Raw genomic sequence first — 18546 nt, forward strand, 5'->3', positions numbered from 1 at the left:
ATGTAAAGGGGATAGGTATATGAAAAAAGTATTTGTATTCGTAAGCATTTTCTTTTGTTGTTTCCTTTATAACGTTAAGGAAGGGTTTGCAGCTAGTCCAATGAAACCTAGTTTTGAAGTAAAGTTATTATTGAAGCCAGAACAAGTATTAGGTGATAACAAAGAGATGAAGCAAGAGGTGCTAGAATATTTCCAGGCTGGTACAAAATATGAAAGAATACAAGTGCAATTTTTAGATACTGCAAATAAAAGTTTAAGCGAGGAAGGTTGGTTTGCTAGAATTCGAAAGAAAGAATTTAGTAAAGATTTTGAATTAACATATAAAAAAAGATATCCTATTCCAAATGGTGTAATTCAAGATGCACTAGAAGTAGCTAAAAAAGAAGGATTCGATAGTAATACGGATAGTTATGAGGCGGAAATAGATTGGGGATTTGAGAAGAAAACATTAAGCATTTCAAATAAGAAAAGTTACAGCGCTAAAGGATATGGGATACTTGATTTACCAAATGAACAAGCTGCTCAAAACATGTTAATAGAAAAATTACCAGGGAAAATGAACAAATGGTTGTATACAAATTGGGGAGAGGAAATGTTAAAGAATTCCCGTATTTACGGTCCTGTATTAATGAAACGATATACAGGAGAGTTTGAAAACATAAAAGAAAATATTGAAATTTGGCCATTAAGTAATACCGGAAAATTAGAAGATGACTTCGTAATAGAAGTGTCATTTAAAACAAATGAAGAAAGTATTGCGACAAAACAAAGGGAATTATTAATGGCGAGTTTAGAGAAAAAAGGCTGGTTGTTACCGAAAGATAGTTTGAAGACAGAGCTTATTTTTCAGTAAATGAGAAAAAAAGGAATCCATATTTCTTGGATTCCTTTTTCTAATATATGAGTATTAAGCTAAGTCAGCTGACACGAACATATCACTATTTTGAAGGTTTTTAGAGCGTAAACTATAAGCAACTACCTTCTTTTTATATTGTTTTACAACATCAACATGCTCTTCATGACTGTAAATATAAAATGTGAAATCTTTTTTACCCCGTTTTGCATTGATAATTAAAGGCGTACCCTCATTGTGTGGTGGTGCATAATAGCGATCTAAAAATAAACCTTCGTTAAAATCATGAATAATTTTTGATTTCTGTTCGCCTTCTACGTTATTTCCGTGAATTGTAATAGTCACATTCTCTTCTTCAAGTTGTGGATGTGTTTCGTACTTGCTAATAATGGATTCAATAACAGTGTTAGGAAGGCTAGAAACGATAATTTTAAATGCCCCAAATACAACTAACATTACAATAAACCAAGTCGTCATAGTATATCATCCCCTTTATTCTATTTAATAATATAACTCATATGGTAATAGTACATATGGTGAAGTTTTGTATAATTTGTGAAAAATATGCCATTTTTACGAGCGAAATGTTAGAAAAATCAATTTTGTTACAAAAAGTTGAAATCGAAGTATTTTAAAAGAAAAAGGTTTATAATAAAAATATAACTAATAACCACATTACTAATTATAAGGAAGTGTAACTATGAGTACTGTAGCAATCGTATATGGTATTATTCTTTCCACAATTATTGTTTTGTTTTTCGTTGGGGTTTCACGTTATATTCATAAATGGAAAGAAGGCGTTGCGAAATTAAATCACATTGAAGAAGAACTTAGTGATTTAATGTTACATCATGGTAAGTAAACATTTATTTTTTAACTAAACAATGTGAAGAATATCACAAAACGTGCTTTCCTAATGAAGGCATGTTTTTTTGTTGTTTAAGAAAAGAAGTATTTTTGTATAAATAATCTAATTATTACTTAAAAAGGGAAATTTATTTAGTATAATATATAATATGTTTATTTTAGGGGGAGTATCATGAGGGGATTAAAAGTTGTTGGAATTATAGTTGGAATTACTATAGTAGGCTGTATAGCTTTCTTTTCAGTGAAGGAATATGTCAATTCCAAAGAAGACTCTAATTATGTGCTAAATTACATAAAAGAACATAAGGATGATAAAACAACTTCTTTAATTGTTAAAAGAAATGGTGAAACATTGACATCAATAAATGAAAAAGAAAAATTACCGCTAGCAAGTATGTCGAAAATCGTTATAGCAATTGAATATGCTAAGCAAGTAGCTGAAGGGAAAATAAGAAAAGACGAGAAAATTTCATTGAAAGAATTAGAAAAATACTATGTGAAAAATACTGATGGTGGTGCACACCCTGCATGGCTAGATGATGTAAAAGGTAAAGAGTTAGTGAAGGGTGGTCAAACTTCTTTAGAAGAAGTAGTGAAAGGAATGATCCATTATAGTTCGAATGCGAATGCATCATATTTATTGGACAAGCTTGGAGCAGCGCGGATAAATGAAAGTTTGAAAGAGTTAGGCTTAAATAGTCACGATGAATTTTATCCAACGTATACAGGGGCATTATATATGAGGGGCTATGTTGAAAAAGAACTGCATATTCCTCAAAATAAAGCATTGGACAAGCTACGTAATATGTCTAATGATGAATATGTTAAGCATGTATGGCAAATACATGAATGGATGAAAGACGAGAAAGAATGGACAAAACGCGAGATATCGTTAAAAGCCGATATGGATTTTCAGCGTATTTGGTCAGATCGGTTTATAGGTGCAAATGCGGAGGATTACATGAGTTTATTGGAAAAGATAAATAGCAGAAATTATTTTACACCACAAATGCAAGGTGAGGTTGAGAATATATTTAAAGGAACCGTAGGAGAGGGTATATTCGAATTTGCTGGACAGAAAGGTGGTTCTACGGCATTTGTATTAACAAATAGTTTCTATGGTACTGATAAAAAAGGGAATAAGATTGAGATTGTCTTTATGATGAACAATTTGAGTGAAAAAGCATTTGAAAAACTTCTAAGTAATATGGATTACTTTATTCGAGATATTGTCATAAGTGAGGAATTCAGAAATAAATTATAATGAAATAATTTTATTATGTAAACAAAGGGGCACTTATGAAAAGTGCTCTTTTGTAATACAGGATTTTCCAATCTTATTATTGAATATAGATGGAAAATAAGAAAGGAGGTTGAAAAATGACAACAATATATTTCGTTCGCCATGCCCATTCTACATATACAAAAGAAGAACGGGAACGACCTTTATCTGAAAAAGGGCACTGTGATGCAGAAAATGTAACGCATTTATTAAAAGATAAACATATTGATGTTGTTATTTCTAGTCCTTACAAAAGAGCAATCCAAACTGTAAAAGGAATTGCGAATACATATAAATTATCAATACAAACTGAAGAAGATTTGTGTGAAAGATTATTGAGCACAGAGCCAGTATCAAATTTTAATGATGCTATACAGAATGTGTGGAAAGATTGGAGTTTTGCATACGAAGGCGGAGAATCGAATACTGTAGCACAAAAGCGCGCTGTAATATGTATACAAAATATATTAAAAAAATATGAAGGTAAGAATATTGTAATAGGTACGCATGGAAATATTATGGTATTACTAATGAATTATTTTAATTCGAAATATGATTTGGAGTTTTGGAAAACACTTCATATGCCTGATGTGTATAAATTAAATTTTGATAAAAATCGTTTCATTTCTGCTGAAAGAATAGAGAAAACAGGTCATCGGTTAAATATTTTGTAAAAGTTTATCAAAAAAAGAGGAAAGAGAGAAGTTATTGTAGAAGTATGACTTTGTAACATAAAAATTATATGTTAAAGGAGGCTGTTTACATGTTTGAGAAAGAGAAAGAAGGGCTTATTGAAGTTCACAACGTATATGAAATTGCACCAGCAGATGGAACAATTATTGGTATGGCAACAGAAGAAGAAATGGAAATTGCTGCTGAACTAGAGCTGCAGTACTATGCCCATTCTCGTTTGCTAGAAGCAAATATTCAGTTAGACGGTTCCTCCTATAAAGAGTTACTTCAGGAGTTCCAGGAGTACGAAAGAAAATCAATGAGCTTTTGGCGAGCAATACATAAGCGTTTAGCTGTGCCATGGGCATGGGTATTACGTATTGATGTTGCGAATGGTCCTATTTATGTAAGTAATGGGAATGCTTATTACGAAGAAATCGATGATGAAGAAGATTATGAATAGATAAGTAAGGAAGCAACTTTAGTTGCTTCCTTTTTTTATTTATAGAGATTGAACAGCCCCAATAATAATGTCAGGCCGATCAATTTCGATTCCGTGACCAGCATGTTCGGCAAGTATATATTGGCTATGTATTGAGAGTTGTAATTGTTCATGGATCAGTTCTTGCCACATTGCTTCAAGTTGTGTTGCTTCCTCTTTTGGCATGCCACCATTAGTCAATTGAGTAATAGAATATTGAGGATCTCTACCGATAACGATTAATGGTATTTCTAATGTTTTACATAGCTCTTTTAGTGAGAGAGCACAGTTTTTCCACTCTGATAGTTCAGAAGCTGTCGCTTTATATAATGAAGGCGAGGTAGAGAATCCAATTTGCTGTTTTGATTGATCGGTGAGAATAGGTTTTAGTTCATTATAAAGTGTGTCTACATCCATTTTGGAATATATATTATATTTTTGAAACCAAACATCATCAGAATCAGTTTGATCAGAAATTGGTAAATGAAGTTCATCTAAACGGTGTAAGTTCATCGAAGTAGAATCAACTAAAATAAGTGCTTGCAGCTTATCTTCATGTAACATCGCAAAATGTTGTGCACATAATCCTCCATAGGAATGACCGATTAGAATAAATGGCTCTTGAATAGCTAGTTTGTTTAGTAACATATGTAGCTCTTTTGTAACTTGCCTTATTGTACGTGGCTGATTTCCTAGCTCACTTTTCCCGTAACCTGGGCGATGGTATGAAACAACTGTAAAGTGCTTTGAAAGCTTTTTTATAATAGGAAACCAATCATAAAATGAGCAACTCATTCCGGTTTGAATGACTACAGTTTGTTTACCACTTCCTTTTATATATACTTCTATATTTTGCCCCATTATTTCTACAAATTTATGAATGTTAATTCCTCCTAAGCTTGAAATAATTTTTGACAAGCAAAAACGATACACCAAACACCTATACCGAGTAGGACAGATGTACTAAGTGTAAATGAATTTTTTAAACCAATATAGACAATAAATAATAGTAGTGCTGATGCAGGGAATCCATATAATACCCCTAAAGCAAATTGACTCAATTCTTGTTTATTCCCGCCTTCGAATGAAATCCAAAATAGACTAAGTAAACTCACGAGAGGAAGGGCAGCAATAAAGCCACCTATCGTACTGTAGTGTTTAGCGACTTCAGTGATAACGCCGATAATAAGTGCCGAAACGATTATTTTAACGAGGAAATGCATATTTTGCCTCCTTCGCTAATAACGAAAATGCTTTTTCAATTAATTGTTGTTCTTCTTTTGATAACTGTGATTCTAATATTTTTATCTTTTCTTTATCTAGTAAAGTATGTTTTTCTAATACTTCAATTCCTTCAATTGTTAATGTAAGGTTTACCACTCTTTCATCTTTTTTATTTCTCTCTTTAACGATGAAACCCTTTTGAATAAGGCGCTTTATATGTTCAGACGCTGTGTTATGAGAAAGGCTAAGCTCAGTAGCGACTTTTCCAATTGTTATATCTTTCTCACGAGAAACGATTTGTAAAATACGAATTGCTTGGTGGGAAAGGTTGTCCTCGTATTCGTATCGTAAGTGATAATAAATGCTCTCCCAATGTTGATTAATGTTGTTCATAATAATAAATCCCCTTTTTTATATCGTATAGTAAGATATATTCGTCATTTTAGAAATAAAATCCTTTTATTTGGATAAAAAATGTTGAAAAAGTTTATTTTTATTGAAATATAAGGTAATCTATGTGTAAAGGTATACATTTAGCAAGAGAGAGGATGATAGCTGTGAATACATTCAAATGGATGAGTCATGAACAGATGTATGTAGATGAAATACATGTTGAAAAATGTGGTCCTCTTTCAGTCGGCGTATATGGGGGAAATCAAGAAAGTGATGCATATGAACGAGGAGATGCGGTACTTGCTTGGTGGGACCCTGAATTACAATTTGAATTTGTTATGATTTTTGATACACACCACAAAACAAAAAATATTGATTATATAATAGAAGCGATTTCAGAAAGAAAAGAGAAATTAAAAGAGTTATTTTCCTATCCAATACATTTAGCTTTTCATCATACACATATGTACTTATTAGCGTTATTTACAGATGAGTTATTTATTAAAAAGTGTGATCAAGATGATGAGGAACTCGCTTGCTTAATTTGTTTACGAAAAGGCGAATTTTTATATTGGTTATCAGTTGGTGATTGTTTCGCGTATTTATTCCATTCTGAGAAAACGAAAAATGGAAAAGGACGATTAAATAAACGGAAAAATTACGAATATATTGGCAGGAAAAATATTTTTGCAGCAAATACACCTTGCTTTACGTCAGGTGTAAGGGGATTAGAAAAAGGAATGAATCACATTGTAATGGTAACAGATGGTATTTTAGAGTGTGACAAACGAAGGTTTGATGATGATCAATCTTTAGTAGAAATATTACATGACGGGAATAGCTTACAGATTGAGCCAGTATTAACAAATGTACTGCAGTGGAAAGGTAGAGACTGTGCCACGATTATTGGATGGTCTATTGATACTGATAATAAACAATGTGCTAATTAATATAAAAGGAGTTCAAGGCTTTTATCCTTGAACTCCTTTTTGTTAAGCAATATGGATGTGATATGTTTTCAACCATTCATTTACTTGTAGCATATACTCCATGGCACTTCTTGCTTCAAAATTGTTAATCACTTTATTACTTTGATCAGCAATTGAAAGTAAGATGGAATGGTTAATAAGTGAGAAAATAGGGTTGTTTTTATTGTTACACATATCAAGTGTTAAATTACGGATTGTTTGTAAGTAGTGTGGATCTTGTGAAGTTGGATAAGCGCTTTTTCTTCTATTGCGTACATCGTCAGGTAAAGCTGGTTGTAGTGCTCTACGTAAAATGCCTTTTTCAATATTATCAATACTTTTTATGTTGAAAGGAACATTCCATAAATATTCAACTAATCTATAATCGCAAAACGGTACACGAACTTCAAATCCAACAGCCATACTCATACGATCTTTACGGTCAAGTAAGAAAGGAAGGAATCTTGTTAAAAATAAATAAAACATTTGACGTTGTTTCGCGGATTTTTTACTTTCGCCTTCAAGAGTAGGTACTTCAAGTATCGCTTCTTGGAATCGTGTATCAATATAGTCTTCTAGATTACATTGGTTACTTACTTCATTTAGTAGAAGAGGAGATGTATTTTTCCAATTTGTTAGCCAAGGAAACTTATCTACATATAGTAGTTCTTCTTGATGAAACCAAGGATATCCACCGAATACTTCATCAGCCGATTCGCCGGATAAAGCTACGGTCGCATCTTTTTTCATTTCGCAAAATAGTAAATATAGTGAAGTTTCCATTTCACCAGCACTCGGTAAATCTTTTGCATGAAGGGGAACGAATAAGTGATTTGCTAATTCTTCAGCATTCACAATGATATCATGATGCGCTGTCCCGACATGTTCAGAAACGCGTTTTACCCAAGGAGCGTCTAAACCAGTGCGAGCAAATGTCAGTTCGAAATCTTTTGCGCTATTTACAAAGTCAACAGAATACGTATGAAGTGTTTTATTTTCAGCAGCAAATTCTTTACCCGCAAGTGCAGTAATACCGCTAGAGTCTAATCCGCCTGATAACATACAAACGAGAGGAACATCGGCAATTAATTGTCTTTTTACTGTATCTTGTAAAATAGATAGAATATGCGAAGATGTATCTTCTATAGAGTCTGTATGGAACTTACTTTCTAAATTCCAATACTTCGTAACTACTTTTTTATGACGTGTAAATGTTATAGAATGTCCAGCACGTACTTCTTGAATATGTTTAAAGACGCCACATCCTGGAGTGCGAAATAAGCCTAATCCAAATATTTCATTTATTCCACCCGCATCAAGTTCAGCAGGGACAGATGGATGCGCTAATAATGCTTTAATTTCAGAACCGAAAATAATACTGCCATTTCTTTCTGTAAAAAAGAGTGGTTTTACACCTAAATGATCTCGTGCTAAAAACAATTGTTGCTTCTGATCATCCCATAAGGCAAAAGCGAAAATTCCGTTTAAATGTCGTACGCAGTCTTCTTTCCATTCTAAATAAGCATGTAGTAATACTTCTGTATCTGAATGGGTTTCAAATGCATGCCCACATTTTTGAAGCTGCTCTCTCAGTTCACGGAAATTATAAATTTCTCCATTATAAGTAAGAGCATACGTATAATCACCAGCACGAAATGTCTTAGGCTGTGTCCCGCCTTCTGGATCAATTACAATTAAACGCCGGTGTGCAAAGGCCGCATGAGGTGAAAACCAAAATCCTTCAGCATCCGGACCACGATGCTCAATACTATTTGCCATCTTTTTTAAAATAACATGTTGATTTGAAAGGTCTTCTTTCCAATCTACCCAACCTGTAATTCCACACATACACATCTCATCTCCTAATTTTTAAAATAGATTAATGAAATAAAATGTACACTAAATTAAAGAGTGACTATATAAATAGTGTACTACATGAATTAAATTACAGACTTGAGAAAGTTTTCTTTGAATGCATAGTTATGTGAGAAAATGGCTAAGGGAAAGTATTCCATTACATACAAAAAATAAAAAAGATGAGAGAAAAAATTTTCTCAGACGTTATATAGGGTGTAAAAGCTTTTACAAAACAATAAGGGGAATCGCTACATGAAATCAAATGAGAAAAATTTTATAAAAAGATTACAGCGGCAAAAAGAAGACGCGTTAGAATTCGTTGTCGATACATACTTACCACTCATAAAGGGGATCACGCATAAAGTTCTACTTCCCATTCAAAATGATGGACTCATAGAGGAATGTATAAACGATATATTTCTTTCCATTTGGAATAACGCAAATAAATTCCATGGAGAGCCGAGTGATTTTAAAAAGTGGATTGCAGCGATTGCGAAGTTTAAAGCAATTGATTATTACCGGAAATCGACTAAAACAGTAGAAATCATTTCAGATGAGTTTCATATCAGTACAGAAAAATCAGCAGAAGACGAATTAATCGTTATGGAAGATAGGGAAGAATTATTGAAGCTCATTAATCAATTAGAACCGCTAGATCAAAAGGTGTTCATTATGAAATATTTACTTGGTATGAAGACAGAGGAAATAGGTGACAAGTTAGGATTAACTCGGGCAGCAATTGATAATCGAGTGTACCGGGGGAAAAAGAAACTACAACAAAATGCTACGAATATTAGTTTTGGAGGTAGTGCAATATGAAAGACATTTATGAACTATTAAATGATATTGATATAGATGAAAAAGAACTAGAAGAAATTGAGGCTTCTGAAATTGAAAAGGAAAAAGTAAAACGAAATGTAAAACAATCGATACGTACGAAGAAAAAGATGAAAAGTTGGAAAAAAGGTGTCGCTGCTGCATCAATTTTAGTAGGGTTATCGGTTGCAACTCTTGGTATCGGTTTTCCTACATATGCCGGGGGATTGCCAATTGTAGGTGACATATTCCGATTTTTAGATAATGGTAGAACGGGATTATATGAAAATTATAAGGAATTTTCGACTGAGTTGAATATGACAAAAGAGAGTAATGGGGTTAAGGTTACAATTAATGATGCTGTATTCGATGGTAGAACAATTACAATTACATATTCTATTGAGAGCGAAAAAGATTTAGGAGAGAAACCGTTCCCATTTGGAAGTCCGCAAGTTATGGGCTTTGATGGCGGAGGAGGTAGTTCGAACGTTACAAAAGTTGGAGAGGGAAAATATGTAGGTATGACTACGATGAGTGGTCATGGTAGTGAAAGGTTAGATGTCGCAAATGTTTGGTGGGATATAGAGGCAATTGAGTTGGATTATGAAGGTAATGTAATAAAGGGAAACTGGAATTTCGCACTTAGTTTAAAAGCAATGGATAGTAAGGAAGTAAAGGTTAATGGGGTTTCTGAAAATGAATTAATAAAAGTAAATATAGACAAAATGGAAGTAACCCCGATGTCATTTATCGTTTTTTTCAATCAGGAAGAATCTAAGGTATTAAGAAGCATATGGGATAGTGCGGATGTTGAGTTAGAAATAAAAGATGATTTAGGAAATCATTATGCTGGTGAAGGAAATGGCGGAAGTAGTACAGTAGCAGAGCCACATAAAAGTAGTTGGAGTGCCACCTTCCAAAAACTAAACGAAAATGCAACAAAGCTTATCGTTACACCTCGCGTGCACTTGCGAGTACATACACCTGAAAATCATGGTGGAGTAGAGTATGTGAATGGGAAAGAGAAGAAAATAGAAGTGCCGAAAAAAGAAGCGAAGAGCAAAGATATTGTGTTAGATGATATTGTCATTGATTTAAAGAAATAAAAGAGAGACTGCCTAAAATCATTTAGGCAGTCTTTTTTCGTTAAGAACTAGTGACGAATAGTGCATGCGGATGCTGCGTTTTATACTCATCTTTCCACGGAATGTTTAGTTGTTCCCACGATTCGCCGCTATCATTGGATTGAAAGACGCCATTGTTATTTAACGTGTAGAACGTATGTGGTTCGGCTTCGTTTGTAGCAAACATCGAAATGACTGTACCGATTGCAGATGGTAGTCCTTGTTGTACTTGCTGGAACGGAGTATCTTTCGTTTTTCGATAAATATAAGATTCATAAGGGATACGATGATGAGCGAGATCAGCACTTGGCGCAGCAGAAACGAGAATCGTATCACAATCAGCTGGATCGATAGCCATGCTGTATAAATAATGATGTTCAAGTCCTGCACTACATGAGATCCAACTGTTTCCATTGTTATAACTCTCAAGATAAGCACGATCAGGTCCGCCCATAAATCCGTCACCACATGATGCATAAAGGCGATTTGGTGCTTTAGGGTGCATAAGTAATTGATGAGCATCGATAGGAGCACCGAATTTTTTATCAATCCATGTATGCCCTTTATCGTTACTTTGAATAACAGCACCAGCTTCGATTGAAACGTGTATTGTATTAGGGTTATTTGGGTCAACTGTAATCCAGCGTACGTGATGGGTAAAAGGTCTAGGCGGAAATGCCCACGTATAAGAAGATAATAATGATTTCATATTTTTAAGTTCAGTCCACGTTTCACCACCATTTTCAGAGCGAAATAAAGCGCTCGGTTCTGTGCCGACATAAACGACACCATATCCGTTAACTTGTTCATTTGAGCTTATTGTTATGGAAGTGATAGAGGAGTGCAAAATACCATCTTCTTTAGGGAAATCAAAGTAACGATAAGAATCTCCAATTGGTCTCCATGAATCCCCACTATCGTCACTTAACCATAGACCTCGTCCAAATGTTCCGCAATATACACGATTCTTTTGAAATGGATCAACAGCGATACAGGTAGGTTGCATATTTTGTAAGTGATAAGTCGTTTCATAGTTATCATTGTGTTCTTTCACTACAACAAGTTCACGTTCCATACAGAGAAATAAACGTTTCATTTAAGTAACCTCCTTAAAAATTCTTTCATTAGTAAACAATATGAAAATAAAAAAGAAGTAGTCTTGTTTTATTTGAGAAAAAGGGATTGTTTAAAAAATAGCGAAGTGTGTATACAGAGGAAGCGGGCGTTTACAATCAGTCAATTCGGGATAAAGATGGGGAGTTTGTTTCATACTAACATACAGATATTGTACTTAAAGGAGTATAAGTATGGGACATTCGCATGATCATGGTCATTCAAAAAATAAAAAGGCGTTACTAATTGCCTTCCTACTAACAACAAGTTTTATGATTGCAGAAGTTGTTGGTGGATTTGTAACAAATAGCTTAGCACTACTATCTGACGCGGGGCATATGCTAAGTGATGCAGTATCTTTAGCTTTAAGTTTACTTGCGTTTAAACTCGGAGAAAAAACAGCAACAACTGCGAAAACATACGGGTATAAGCGAGTCGAAATGTTAGCAGCATTATGTAACGGTGTCGTTCTTATTGTCATTTCGGTATACATTTTTATTGAAGCAATCCGTCGTTTTAAAGAACCAGTTGAGATTGCTAGTAATGGGATGCTCATTATTGCAGTCCTTGGTCTGCTTATTAATATTTTATCAGCTTGGATATTAATGAGAGGCGGAGATGTGAAAGGTAATTTGAATTTAAGAAGTGCTTTCCTGCACGTACTAGGCGATCTATTGGGTTCCGTCGGAGCGATTATTGCTGCGTTACTTATTAAATTTTTCGGATGGACTGCTGCAGATGCGATTGCTAGTATTCTTGTGTCTATTTTAGTCATTATTAGTGGATGGCGTGTAACACGTGATACGGTTCATATATTAATGGAAGGTGCACCACAGCACATAAATGTTGAAGAGGTAAAAAGTACGTTATTAAATATTCCGATTGTCAAAGAAGTTCATGATTTGCACATATGGTCTGTCACATCAGATTTTCAAGTATTAACATGTCATCTTATTATTAAAGGGAATGAAACGCAAAGTGTATTAAAAGAGGCTACGTATGTATTAAAGGAGAAATTTCATGTAGAACATGTCACCATTCAAGTAGAAATAGATGGTGAATTTAATCATGATGAGACAACTTGCAAAGTATGAAAGAAAAAGGATAAGAAAAAGTGTCATAACATTTTTCGCACGGCATACATATATATAATGTGGCCACAAGTACTTTGCAAGGTAAATATTTCATGAAATTACTTTACTTATAAAGAGTCATCTTTTATAATCAAAAGTGGTAATTGATAGAGATTATCATTTTCAATGATCGTAGAAAGGAGTTTTTTAAAAGATGAGTAGTCAACTCCGTTTTGCTGTTGAAAATCGTAAGAGGCATTTAATTGATGAGTTAATTGGAGCAGGTGTGTTTAAGATTCGCGACCGACAATTATACGAGCTGTCTTTAGAGGAATTGGAAAAAGAGTACGAAGATATGGAAGATTATGCGAATATTCAGGCGTAGCTATATAGATTAGTAAAAAGAGAGCTGGTTACGATTTTGTGTAACCAGCTCTCTTTTTATTTCGTAGAAATTATTTTTTGTATTTCTTTCATGGGACGGAGCCAGTTTTGGGTCATTATTTGTTCCATTTGTTTTTCGTCCTGCTTCTGTAATGCTTGAATGATAGAGTGATGTTCTTCAATAGATTGACTTGCTGGAACAAAGTTTTGGAAAAACAAATATTCAAGACGTAAAACGTGAAGTTGCATATTTTCTAGAAAGGGTTCAATATATTGGTTTTTAGCAATAGAAGAAATTGTATTGTGGAATTGTATATCTAATTCTAAAGCTTGTTTTGCGTTTTTTTTCTCTATAGATTGCTGAAAATGCTCATTTATTTCAGAAAGTAGTTGAATATCAGCGTTTGTAATGTTTTGAAGAGCTTGCTTTCCTATAATAGAGTGAAGACCAGCCATCGTTTCATAAATGATAGATACGTCGTCTAACTTAATAGGAGCAATTTTCGTTTTTTGCCCTGGTACCATTTCCACTAATCCAGAAAGCTCTAATATTTGAAGTGCTTCTCTTACAGGTGTTCTGCTTACTCCTAGTGCCTCAGCCAATTCCCCATCATTAATTTTTTCATTGGGCTTCAGTACACCTTCAATAATCCAATTTTGTAGTTGATTTAAAACGAGTGATTTTGCTGAAACTCTTCCTGGTTTTTTATAATTTTGAGGGACAGGCATAGTGAATTCAATCCTTTCATTGTATATTTTCCTTTTTTGCATGAACAAGCTTTAATTTTTGTTTCCCTTCATCCGGCTTTTGGCTTAAGATGAGCACCATTACAATGACACAAAAAGCGCCTAATAACTGAAAAGATTGAAATGGCACGTGTAATATAAGTACAGAAGAAATAATAGCTGCGAGTGGCTCTGTGCAACCAAATAATGTTGTTTCTTTCGGAGTCAGGTATCGTATGCTGTCTAAGTATAAATAAAAGGCAATAAGTGTCCCGAAAATGACGACAAATGTGATGAGCGGTAGGGTACTTAGTTTTACATATTTCATAGTTGATAATAAAATGAATTCGTTTGTAGAAATAAAGTGTACAATCGTTACACCAATACCCCCAATAATCATGCCCCATCCAACGATAACGGAAGAAGACCATTTTTCTAACAATTCCTTTGAATATAAACTATAAAAAGCGAGAGATAATCCAGATAAAATCCCCCAAATAATAGCTGGTGTAGAAACAGCCAAGTTATGAACAGACCCGTTTGTTAGTAAGAGAAAAGTGCCTACTAATGAAAGGGTAATTGAAATGAAATCAATTTTTGATGGACGAACGTTCCATTTGAAAAGTAAGTATACAGTGATGAATATAGGAGCTAAATATTGTAATAATGTTGCGACGGCAGCATTTCCTTCTTTAATTGAAGCGAAATACGTATACTGTACAGCAAGCATACCGAATAGACCAAACAAAATCATTTTAATAGCATCAGATTTTTGTTTCCAAATGCTAAATATCTCTTTTTTTCTCGTTCCGAATGAGGAAATAATGAGCAAAATAATTCCAGATATAAGTAAACGGATCGTAACTAACCATTCGGTTGAAACATTGTCATATTGAAAAAGTTGTTGTGCAGCTGTACCAGACAAGCCCCATAAACAAGCACCGATTATGACCATTATAATTCCTTTTAATCGATTTGAATCCATATGATCTAAAATTCTCCTTTCTAAAAATACAAATTGAATACAATATGCAATATATCACAGAATGACTTGTTAATAAACTGAAATTTCTAATTTTTTATGTATAGTAAAATATTGTAGAGGAGGGGGAGTATATGTTAGCTGGATGTTTAGTTTGTTTATTTGTTGGGTTACTTATCATTTTTTTAGGGTATCAAATACATGTGAAAAAGAGGTTGTTTTTGTTAGCAGGATATCAAGAAGAAACGTTTGTTGGAGATAAAAATAAATTAGCGAAGCTTTCAGGAGCATTTTCTTATATAGTTGGAGTTGCTACTATAATATTACCGCTTGGATTGGAAAAAATAGGTAATTTAGTTGGTATCGTATATGCTATATTAATTGTTTTAGGTACAATTGTATTCATAATTAAAGCAAACTTATTAAATAAGAGTACTATAAAGTAAAAAGGCTTCATTCTACTGAAGCCTTTTATTAATTGTTATGAAGTATAAGTAAAAGCCGGGATAGGATCAATAAATGTATTCCAGTTTTGTTGCATTTCTTTTTCTGTTAATAGACAATCATCTAATGATTGTTCAATTAACGAACGGTTCATATCAATTCCAATAAATACGAGTTCGGTTATTCGATCTCCATATTGTTTATCCCAGTTTTTCAATACTTCTGGTTCTTCTGTAATCATTTGATTTCTTTCAGTTTCAGGTAATGCCGCTATCCACTCACCGGCTCCTTGAATTGTAATAGAGGAACCTGCTTGAGATAGAAGCCCTATCATATTATTACGAGATGCCAGCCAGAAGAATCCTTTCGCTCTTACAACATCTAAAGGCCATCTTTCTAGCCAATTCATAAGGCGCTCGGGATGGAAAGGATATTTGCGGCGGTAAACAAAGGAATTGATACCGTATTCTTCCGTTTCTGGTGTATGATAGTCACTATTTAATTCTTGTATCCAGCCGGCCGATTGACTGGCTTCTTCATAATTAAATAGATTTGTGTTTAAAATTTCTTGTAATGGTACTTTGCTAAACGAAGATTCAAGAACTTTTGCATTAGGATTTAATTTTTTTAGTAAATGATGAAGCTCTATCACATCTTCTTTTTCTAGCAAATCTATCTTATTAAGAATAATTACGTTTGCAAATTCAATTTGATCTATTAATAAATCAATAACTTCTCGGGTATCATTCTCATCGATGGCTTGTTTTCGGTCTAATAAACTTTCTCCATCTGCAAAATCATCCCAAAATCTATTTGCATCTACAACTGTAACCATCGTATCGAGGCGACAATTTTTCGTTAAATCAATGTTAAGGACTTCGTCTGTATAAGTAAACGTTTGAGCAACTGGAATAGGCTCACTTATACCAGAAGATTCAATAATAATATAGTCAATATCACCATTTTCCACAAGACGATTCACTTCTATCATTAAATCTTCTCGTAGTGTACAACAAATACAGCCATTTTGAATCTCTACTAGTTTTTCCTCCGTACGTGAAAAACCACCCTTTTTTATAAGAGATGCATCAATGTTTACTTCGCTCATATCATTAACGATAACAGCTACTTTTAAGTTATTCTTATTAGTCAAAATGTGATGTAGTAAGGTAGTTTTTCCAGATCCTAAAAAACCACTTAATACAGTGATAGGTACTTTTTTCATGAAATGATCTCTCCTTTAAATCGTAATGATTACGTTTTATATTAAACGATAGGAAAAGAAAAATCAATAATAAATCATAATGATTACGATTTAAGAATAGAAATAGACTATAAAATTTGTGCTGTAGTATGAAGCATTTGGACAAGCACATGTTTACATGTAAATAAAATGGAGGCGAGAAGCTTGGTCTTTAATAGAGTTTCAAAAGAATTAGTAGGCATAGCTCTTATCGCTATGTTTCTCTTTTTATTATTTTTTGTAGATTTTACAAGTCTAGTAAATTTGCACACAAATATACCGCAGGAATGGCTGAATGTGAATACGGTATTTTTAAGTATCATTTTTGAAGCAATACCTTTTATTTTATTAGGGGTAATTGTTTCTTCATGTATTCAAGTGTTTGTGACGGAAGATATGATTCAAAAAGTAATGCCGAAATCTCCAATTGTTGCAATGATTCCAGCAGTATTTGTGGGAGTTCTTTTTCCAATGTGTGAATGTGTCATTATACCAATTGTAAGAAGGCTCATTCAAAAGGGGCTACCACTTCATGTAGGCATTGTTATTTTATTGAGTGCATCCATTATGAATCCAGTTGTTCTTTTATCTACTGTATATGCGTTTCCAAAAAATGATTACGTTGTATATGCACGCTTTGGGATAACAATTCTAGTTGCTCTATTCATAGGTCTAATTGTGTATTATTGCTATCGCGAAAGAAATGTTTTAAAAGACGTAGAGGTTTCAGTTCAAATAAGCAAAAAAAAGAGTTGGAAAGATGTTATGAATCACACTGTAGATGAGTTTTTTGATACTGGTAAGTATTTATTGATTGGTGCTTTTTTAGCAAGTGTATTTCAAACGTTTTTTGATCGGAATGTACTGGATGCAGTAGCACATAACGAAGTAATTGCTCCCATTATTATGATGGGGTTTGGTTATGTTTTATCAATTTGCTCTGCAGCCGATGCTTTTATAGCTGCGTCTTTTGGACATGTTTTCTCGGTAAAGGCACTTCTCGCATTTCTTGTGTTTGGGCCTATGCTTGATATGAAAAATACGTTAATGCTATTTGCGTATTTTCAAAAGAGATTTGTATTCTTTTTGATGGGAATTGTCATTGTATCTGTGTATACCATCGTGCAAATCATAATGTTATAGGAGGTGAGAAAGAATGGAGAAAGAGGAGCAGAAGGCATATCATCACTATATTCGTGGCATTATTTTAATTGGTTTAGCAATGCTCTTATTTAAACTACTTGTAACAGGGAATATTTATAATTTTATCGCTCCAAAAATGATCAAATTTACGTATATAGCTTTTGTAGTAATTTTAATTTTTGGTATTGTACAAGTTTGGGGAGATGGAAGAGAAAAACAGCATGATTATAATTGTTGTAAACATCATACAACATCAAAATCAGGGATAAAAAGTTTCTTTGTATATGTTTTATTTGTTGTTCCGATAGTTAGTGCTTTTCTCTTTGGAAGTGTAACAATTGATGGAAGTTTAGCAGGAAAAAGGGGTATGAATCAAAGTGTACAGGCGAGAAGTCTGGAAAGAAACGAAAAAGAGGGGAAACAGGTTAATTTTGATGGGCGAGAAGTATCAGTTGATTCAGAAGAAACATCAAATTTATTAACGACTTATAAAACGGAAGAGCAAGTAGTAAAAAGTATGTTAGGACAGCGTAAACTACAAGTAAAGGATAAGGATTATGTTCAAACAATGAATGTAATTGGTCAAAATGTTAATTGGTTTAAAGGGAAAGAAATTACATTCTTAGGGTTTATATATAAGGATAAAGATGTGACGGGGAATAAAGTAGTAGTGGCTCGATATGGCATAACTTGTTGTATTGCGGATGCATCAGTCTGGGGGATGATTGTTACCGGGAAAAATATTGAAAAAATTCCAGAAGAAACATGGGTAAAAATAACAGGATTATTAGATGAAACGACATATAAAGGAACAGTCTTTCCACTTGTAAAAGTAAACAAAATCGAAAAAATTAATAAGCCAACTGACCCATATGTATATGATGTTTTACCTCAATAGAAA

Annotated in this window: 23 protein-coding genes; 14 read left to right on the top strand and 9 right to left on the bottom strand. The window is 33.6% G+C overall.

Annotated features, from left to right (window positions below; all coding sequences use genetic code 11):
* Positions 1–19: 19 nt before the first annotated feature.
* On the top strand, positions 20–853 hold the full coding sequence (locus DN407_RS08380) for a hypothetical protein (protein WP_098395591.1): 834 nt from the start codon (positions 20–22) through the stop codon (positions 851–853).
* A gap of 54 nt (positions 854–907) precedes the next feature.
* Here the strand turns inward: DN407_RS08380 and DN407_RS08385 are convergent, their stop codons facing one another.
* A complete protein-coding gene (locus tag DN407_RS08385; protein WP_000214603.1) occupies positions 908–1330 on the bottom strand; it encodes a YfmQ family protein in 423 nt (140 codons plus the stop codon).
* A 41-nt stretch (positions 1331–1371) separates the two neighbouring features.
* Here DN407_RS08385 and DN407_RS08390 point away from each other — a divergent pair, with 41 nt between their 5' ends.
* The 5 genes from DN407_RS08390 (at position 1372) to DN407_RS08410 (ending at position 4137) form a co-directional block, all read left to right on the top strand.
* Positions 1372–1488 carry a multidrug transporter MatE gene (locus tag DN407_RS08390; RefSeq protein ID WP_088349691.1) on the top strand — a complete coding sequence of 39 codons (117 nt, stop codon included), beginning with the start codon at positions 1372–1374 and terminating at the stop codon, positions 1486–1488.
* Positions 1489–1553: 65 nt separating this feature from the next.
* Complete coding sequence (locus DN407_RS08395; protein ID WP_000108701.1) at positions 1554–1715, top strand: hypothetical protein; 162 nt, start codon at positions 1554–1556, stop codon at positions 1713–1715.
* A 177-nt stretch (positions 1716–1892) separates the two neighbouring features.
* Positions 1893–2984 (top strand): serine hydrolase, encoded by a 1092-nt coding sequence (locus DN407_RS08400; protein ID WP_149216167.1) that lies wholly within the window; start codon positions 1893–1895, stop codon positions 2982–2984.
* A 116-nt stretch (positions 2985–3100) separates the two neighbouring features.
* Positions 3101–3676: a histidine phosphatase family protein gene (locus DN407_RS08405; RefSeq protein ID WP_149216168.1), complete on the top strand. Its 576-nt coding sequence runs from the start codon at positions 3101–3103 to the stop codon at positions 3674–3676.
* Between the two features lie 89 nt (positions 3677–3765).
* A complete protein-coding gene (locus DN407_RS08410; RefSeq protein ID WP_000461766.1) occupies positions 3766–4137 on the top strand; it encodes a hypothetical protein in 372 nt (123 codons plus the stop codon).
* A gap of 39 nt (positions 4138–4176) precedes the next feature.
* Here DN407_RS08410 and DN407_RS08415 read toward each other — a convergent pair whose 3' ends face one another.
* The 3 genes from DN407_RS08415 to DN407_RS08425 are packed head-to-tail and all read right to left on the bottom strand — an operon-like array spanning position 4177 to position 5772.
* A complete protein-coding gene (locus DN407_RS08415) occupies positions 4177–5088 on the bottom strand; it encodes an alpha/beta fold hydrolase (protein ID WP_141552441.1) in 912 nt (303 codons plus the stop codon).
* On the bottom strand, positions 5049–5378 hold the full coding sequence (locus tag DN407_RS08420) for a DUF3147 family protein (protein WP_000545608.1): 330 nt from the start codon (positions 5376–5378) through the stop codon (positions 5049–5051). Before DN407_RS08420 ends, DN407_RS08415 begins: the two co-directional genes overlap by 40 nt.
* Positions 5362–5772, bottom strand: coding sequence for a MarR family winged helix-turn-helix transcriptional regulator (locus DN407_RS08425; protein WP_001059785.1), 411 nt, complete (start codon positions 5770–5772; stop codon positions 5362–5364). Before DN407_RS08425 ends, DN407_RS08420 begins: the two co-directional genes overlap by 17 nt.
* A 122-nt stretch (positions 5773–5894) precedes the next feature.
* On the opposite strand from DN407_RS08425, the gene DN407_RS08430 reads away from it, so the two are divergent.
* Entirely contained in the window at positions 5895–6722 is an 828-nt protein-coding gene (locus DN407_RS08430) for a PP2C family serine/threonine-protein phosphatase (protein ID WP_149216169.1), read from the top strand.
* A 42-nt stretch (positions 6723–6764) separates the two neighbouring features.
* Here the strand turns inward: DN407_RS08430 and asnB are convergent, their stop codons facing one another.
* The gene (gene asnB, locus DN407_RS08435; protein ID WP_061655890.1) at positions 6765–8588 is read right to left on the bottom strand and encodes an asparagine synthase (glutamine-hydrolyzing); all 1824 of its coding nucleotides are present in this window, start codon (positions 8586–8588) and stop codon (positions 6765–6767) included.
* A gap of 261 nt (positions 8589–8849) precedes the next feature.
* On the opposite strand from asnB, the gene DN407_RS08440 reads away from it, so the two are divergent.
* Together DN407_RS08440 and DN407_RS08445 are read left to right on the top strand one after the other, a co-directional pair.
* Positions 8850–9416 carry a sigma-70 family RNA polymerase sigma factor gene (locus DN407_RS08440; protein WP_000840007.1) on the top strand — a complete coding sequence of 189 codons (567 nt, stop codon included), beginning with the start codon at positions 8850–8852 and terminating at the stop codon, positions 9414–9416.
* Positions 9413–10519: a DUF4179 domain-containing protein gene (locus DN407_RS08445; protein WP_000653122.1), complete on the top strand. Its 1107-nt coding sequence runs from the start codon at positions 9413–9415 to the stop codon at positions 10517–10519. The genes DN407_RS08440 and DN407_RS08445 overlap by 4 nt, the downstream gene beginning before the upstream one ends.
* A 40-nt stretch (positions 10520–10559) precedes the next feature.
* On the opposite strand, the gene DN407_RS08450 is transcribed toward DN407_RS08445, so the two are convergent.
* The gene (locus DN407_RS08450; protein WP_000825303.1) at positions 10560–11633 is read right to left on the bottom strand and encodes a WD40/YVTN/BNR-like repeat-containing protein; all 1074 of its coding nucleotides are present in this window, start codon (positions 11631–11633) and stop codon (positions 10560–10562) included.
* Positions 11634–11844: 211 nt separating this feature from the next.
* On the opposite strand from DN407_RS08450, the gene DN407_RS08455 reads away from it, so the two are divergent.
* Both DN407_RS08455 and fbpA read left to right on the top strand, forming a co-directional pair.
* Complete coding sequence (locus tag DN407_RS08455; RefSeq protein WP_000510035.1) at positions 11845–12744, top strand: cation diffusion facilitator family transporter; 900 nt, start codon at positions 11845–11847, stop codon at positions 12742–12744.
* A 193-nt stretch (positions 12745–12937) separates the two neighbouring features.
* Entirely contained in the window at positions 12938–13108 is a 171-nt protein-coding gene (fbpA, locus tag DN407_RS08460; RefSeq protein ID WP_000098302.1) for a Fur-regulated basic protein FbpA, read from the top strand.
* A 56-nt stretch (positions 13109–13164) separates the two neighbouring features.
* Here the strand turns inward: fbpA and DN407_RS08465 are convergent, their stop codons facing one another.
* Together DN407_RS08465 and DN407_RS08470 are read right to left on the bottom strand one after the other, a co-directional pair.
* Entirely contained in the window at positions 13165–13836 is a 672-nt protein-coding gene (locus DN407_RS08465; protein ID WP_001987091.1) for a GntR family transcriptional regulator, read from the bottom strand.
* Positions 13837–13852: 16 nt separating this feature from the next.
* A complete protein-coding gene (locus DN407_RS08470; protein WP_000378086.1) occupies positions 13853–14818 on the bottom strand; it encodes a DMT family transporter in 966 nt (321 codons plus the stop codon).
* A 131-nt stretch (positions 14819–14949) separates the two neighbouring features.
* On the opposite strand from DN407_RS08470, the gene DN407_RS08475 reads away from it, so the two are divergent.
* Positions 14950–15261, top strand: a complete 312-nt coding sequence (locus DN407_RS08475; protein WP_149216170.1) for a DUF3784 domain-containing protein — start codon at positions 14950–14952, stop codon at positions 15259–15261.
* Between the two features lie 35 nt (positions 15262–15296).
* Here DN407_RS08475 and DN407_RS08480 read toward each other — a convergent pair whose 3' ends face one another.
* Complete coding sequence (locus tag DN407_RS08480; protein ID WP_149216171.1) at positions 15297–16484, bottom strand: GTP-binding protein; 1188 nt, start codon at positions 16482–16484, stop codon at positions 15297–15299.
* Between the two features lie 168 nt (positions 16485–16652).
* Here DN407_RS08480 and DN407_RS08490 point away from each other — a divergent pair, with 168 nt between their 5' ends.
* Together DN407_RS08490 and DN407_RS08495 are read left to right on the top strand one after the other, a co-directional pair.
* Entirely contained in the window at positions 16653–17645 is a 993-nt protein-coding gene (locus tag DN407_RS08490) for a permease (RefSeq protein ID WP_179955812.1), read from the top strand.
* Between the two features lie 13 nt (positions 17646–17658).
* Complete coding sequence (locus DN407_RS08495) at positions 17659–18543, top strand: TIGR03943 family putative permease subunit (RefSeq protein WP_149216173.1); 885 nt, start codon at positions 17659–17661, stop codon at positions 18541–18543.
* Positions 18544–18546: the final 3 nt, after the last annotated feature.

It is taken from the genome of Bacillus sp. JAS24-2, assembly GCF_008274905.1.
Classification (GTDB): Bacteria; Bacillota; Bacilli; order Bacillales; family Bacillaceae_G; genus Bacillus_A; species Bacillus_A cereus.

Excerpts from the sequence above, each read along its gene's own strand:
- DN407_RS08380 (WP_098395591.1), top strand. The coding sequence starts at position 20 with ATGAAAAAAGTATTTGTATTCGTAAGCATTTTCTTTTGTTGTTTCCTT.
- DN407_RS08385 (WP_000214603.1), bottom strand. The coding sequence starts at position 1,330 with ATGACGACTTGGTTTATTGTAATGTTAGTTGTATTTGGGGCATTTAAA.
- DN407_RS08390 (WP_088349691.1), top strand. The coding sequence starts at position 1,372 with ATGGTAATAGTACATATGGTGAAGTTTTGTATAATTTGTGAAAAATAT.
- DN407_RS08395 (WP_000108701.1), top strand. The coding sequence starts at position 1,554 with ATGAGTACTGTAGCAATCGTATATGGTATTATTCTTTCCACAATTATT.
- DN407_RS08400 (WP_149216167.1), top strand. The coding sequence starts at position 1,893 with ATGAGGGGATTAAAAGTTGTTGGAATTATAGTTGGAATTACTATAGTA.
- DN407_RS08405 (WP_149216168.1), top strand. The coding sequence starts at position 3,101 with ATGACAACAATATATTTCGTTCGCCATGCCCATTCTACATATACAAAA.
- DN407_RS08410 (WP_000461766.1), top strand. The coding sequence starts at position 3,766 with ATGTTTGAGAAAGAGAAAGAAGGGCTTATTGAAGTTCACAACGTATAT.
- DN407_RS08420 (WP_000545608.1), bottom strand. The coding sequence starts at position 5,378 with ATGCATTTCCTCGTTAAAATAATCGTTTCGGCACTTATTATCGGCGTT.
- DN407_RS08425 (WP_001059785.1), bottom strand. The coding sequence starts at position 5,772 with ATGAACAACATTAATCAACATTGGGAGAGCATTTATTATCACTTACGA.
- DN407_RS08430 (WP_149216169.1), top strand. The coding sequence starts at position 5,895 with ATGTGTAAAGGTATACATTTAGCAAGAGAGAGGATGATAGCTGTGAAT.
- asnB (WP_061655890.1), bottom strand. The coding sequence starts at position 8,588 with ATGTGTGGAATTACAGGTTGGGTAGATTGGAAAGAAGACCTTTCAAAT.
- DN407_RS08440 (WP_000840007.1), top strand. The coding sequence starts at position 8,850 with ATGAAATCAAATGAGAAAAATTTTATAAAAAGATTACAGCGGCAAAAA.
- DN407_RS08445 (WP_000653122.1), top strand. The coding sequence starts at position 9,413 with ATGAAAGACATTTATGAACTATTAAATGATATTGATATAGATGAAAAA.
- DN407_RS08450 (WP_000825303.1), bottom strand. The coding sequence starts at position 11,633 with ATGAAACGTTTATTTCTCTGTATGGAACGTGAACTTGTTGTAGTGAAA.
- DN407_RS08455 (WP_000510035.1), top strand. The coding sequence starts at position 11,845 with ATGGGACATTCGCATGATCATGGTCATTCAAAAAATAAAAAGGCGTTA.
- fbpA (WP_000098302.1), top strand. The coding sequence starts at position 12,938 with ATGAGTAGTCAACTCCGTTTTGCTGTTGAAAATCGTAAGAGGCATTTA.
- DN407_RS08465 (WP_001987091.1), bottom strand. The coding sequence starts at position 13,836 with ATGCCTGTCCCTCAAAATTATAAAAAACCAGGAAGAGTTTCAGCAAAA.
- DN407_RS08470 (WP_000378086.1), bottom strand. The coding sequence starts at position 14,818 with ATGGATTCAAATCGATTAAAAGGAATTATAATGGTCATAATCGGTGCT.
- DN407_RS08475 (WP_149216170.1), top strand. The coding sequence starts at position 14,950 with ATGTTAGCTGGATGTTTAGTTTGTTTATTTGTTGGGTTACTTATCATT.
- DN407_RS08480 (WP_149216171.1), bottom strand. The coding sequence starts at position 16,484 with ATGAAAAAAGTACCTATCACTGTATTAAGTGGTTTTTTAGGATCTGGA.
- DN407_RS08490 (WP_179955812.1), top strand. The coding sequence starts at position 16,653 with ATGGAGGCGAGAAGCTTGGTCTTTAATAGAGTTTCAAAAGAATTAGTA.
- DN407_RS08495 (WP_149216173.1), top strand. The coding sequence starts at position 17,659 with ATGGAGAAAGAGGAGCAGAAGGCATATCATCACTATATTCGTGGCATT.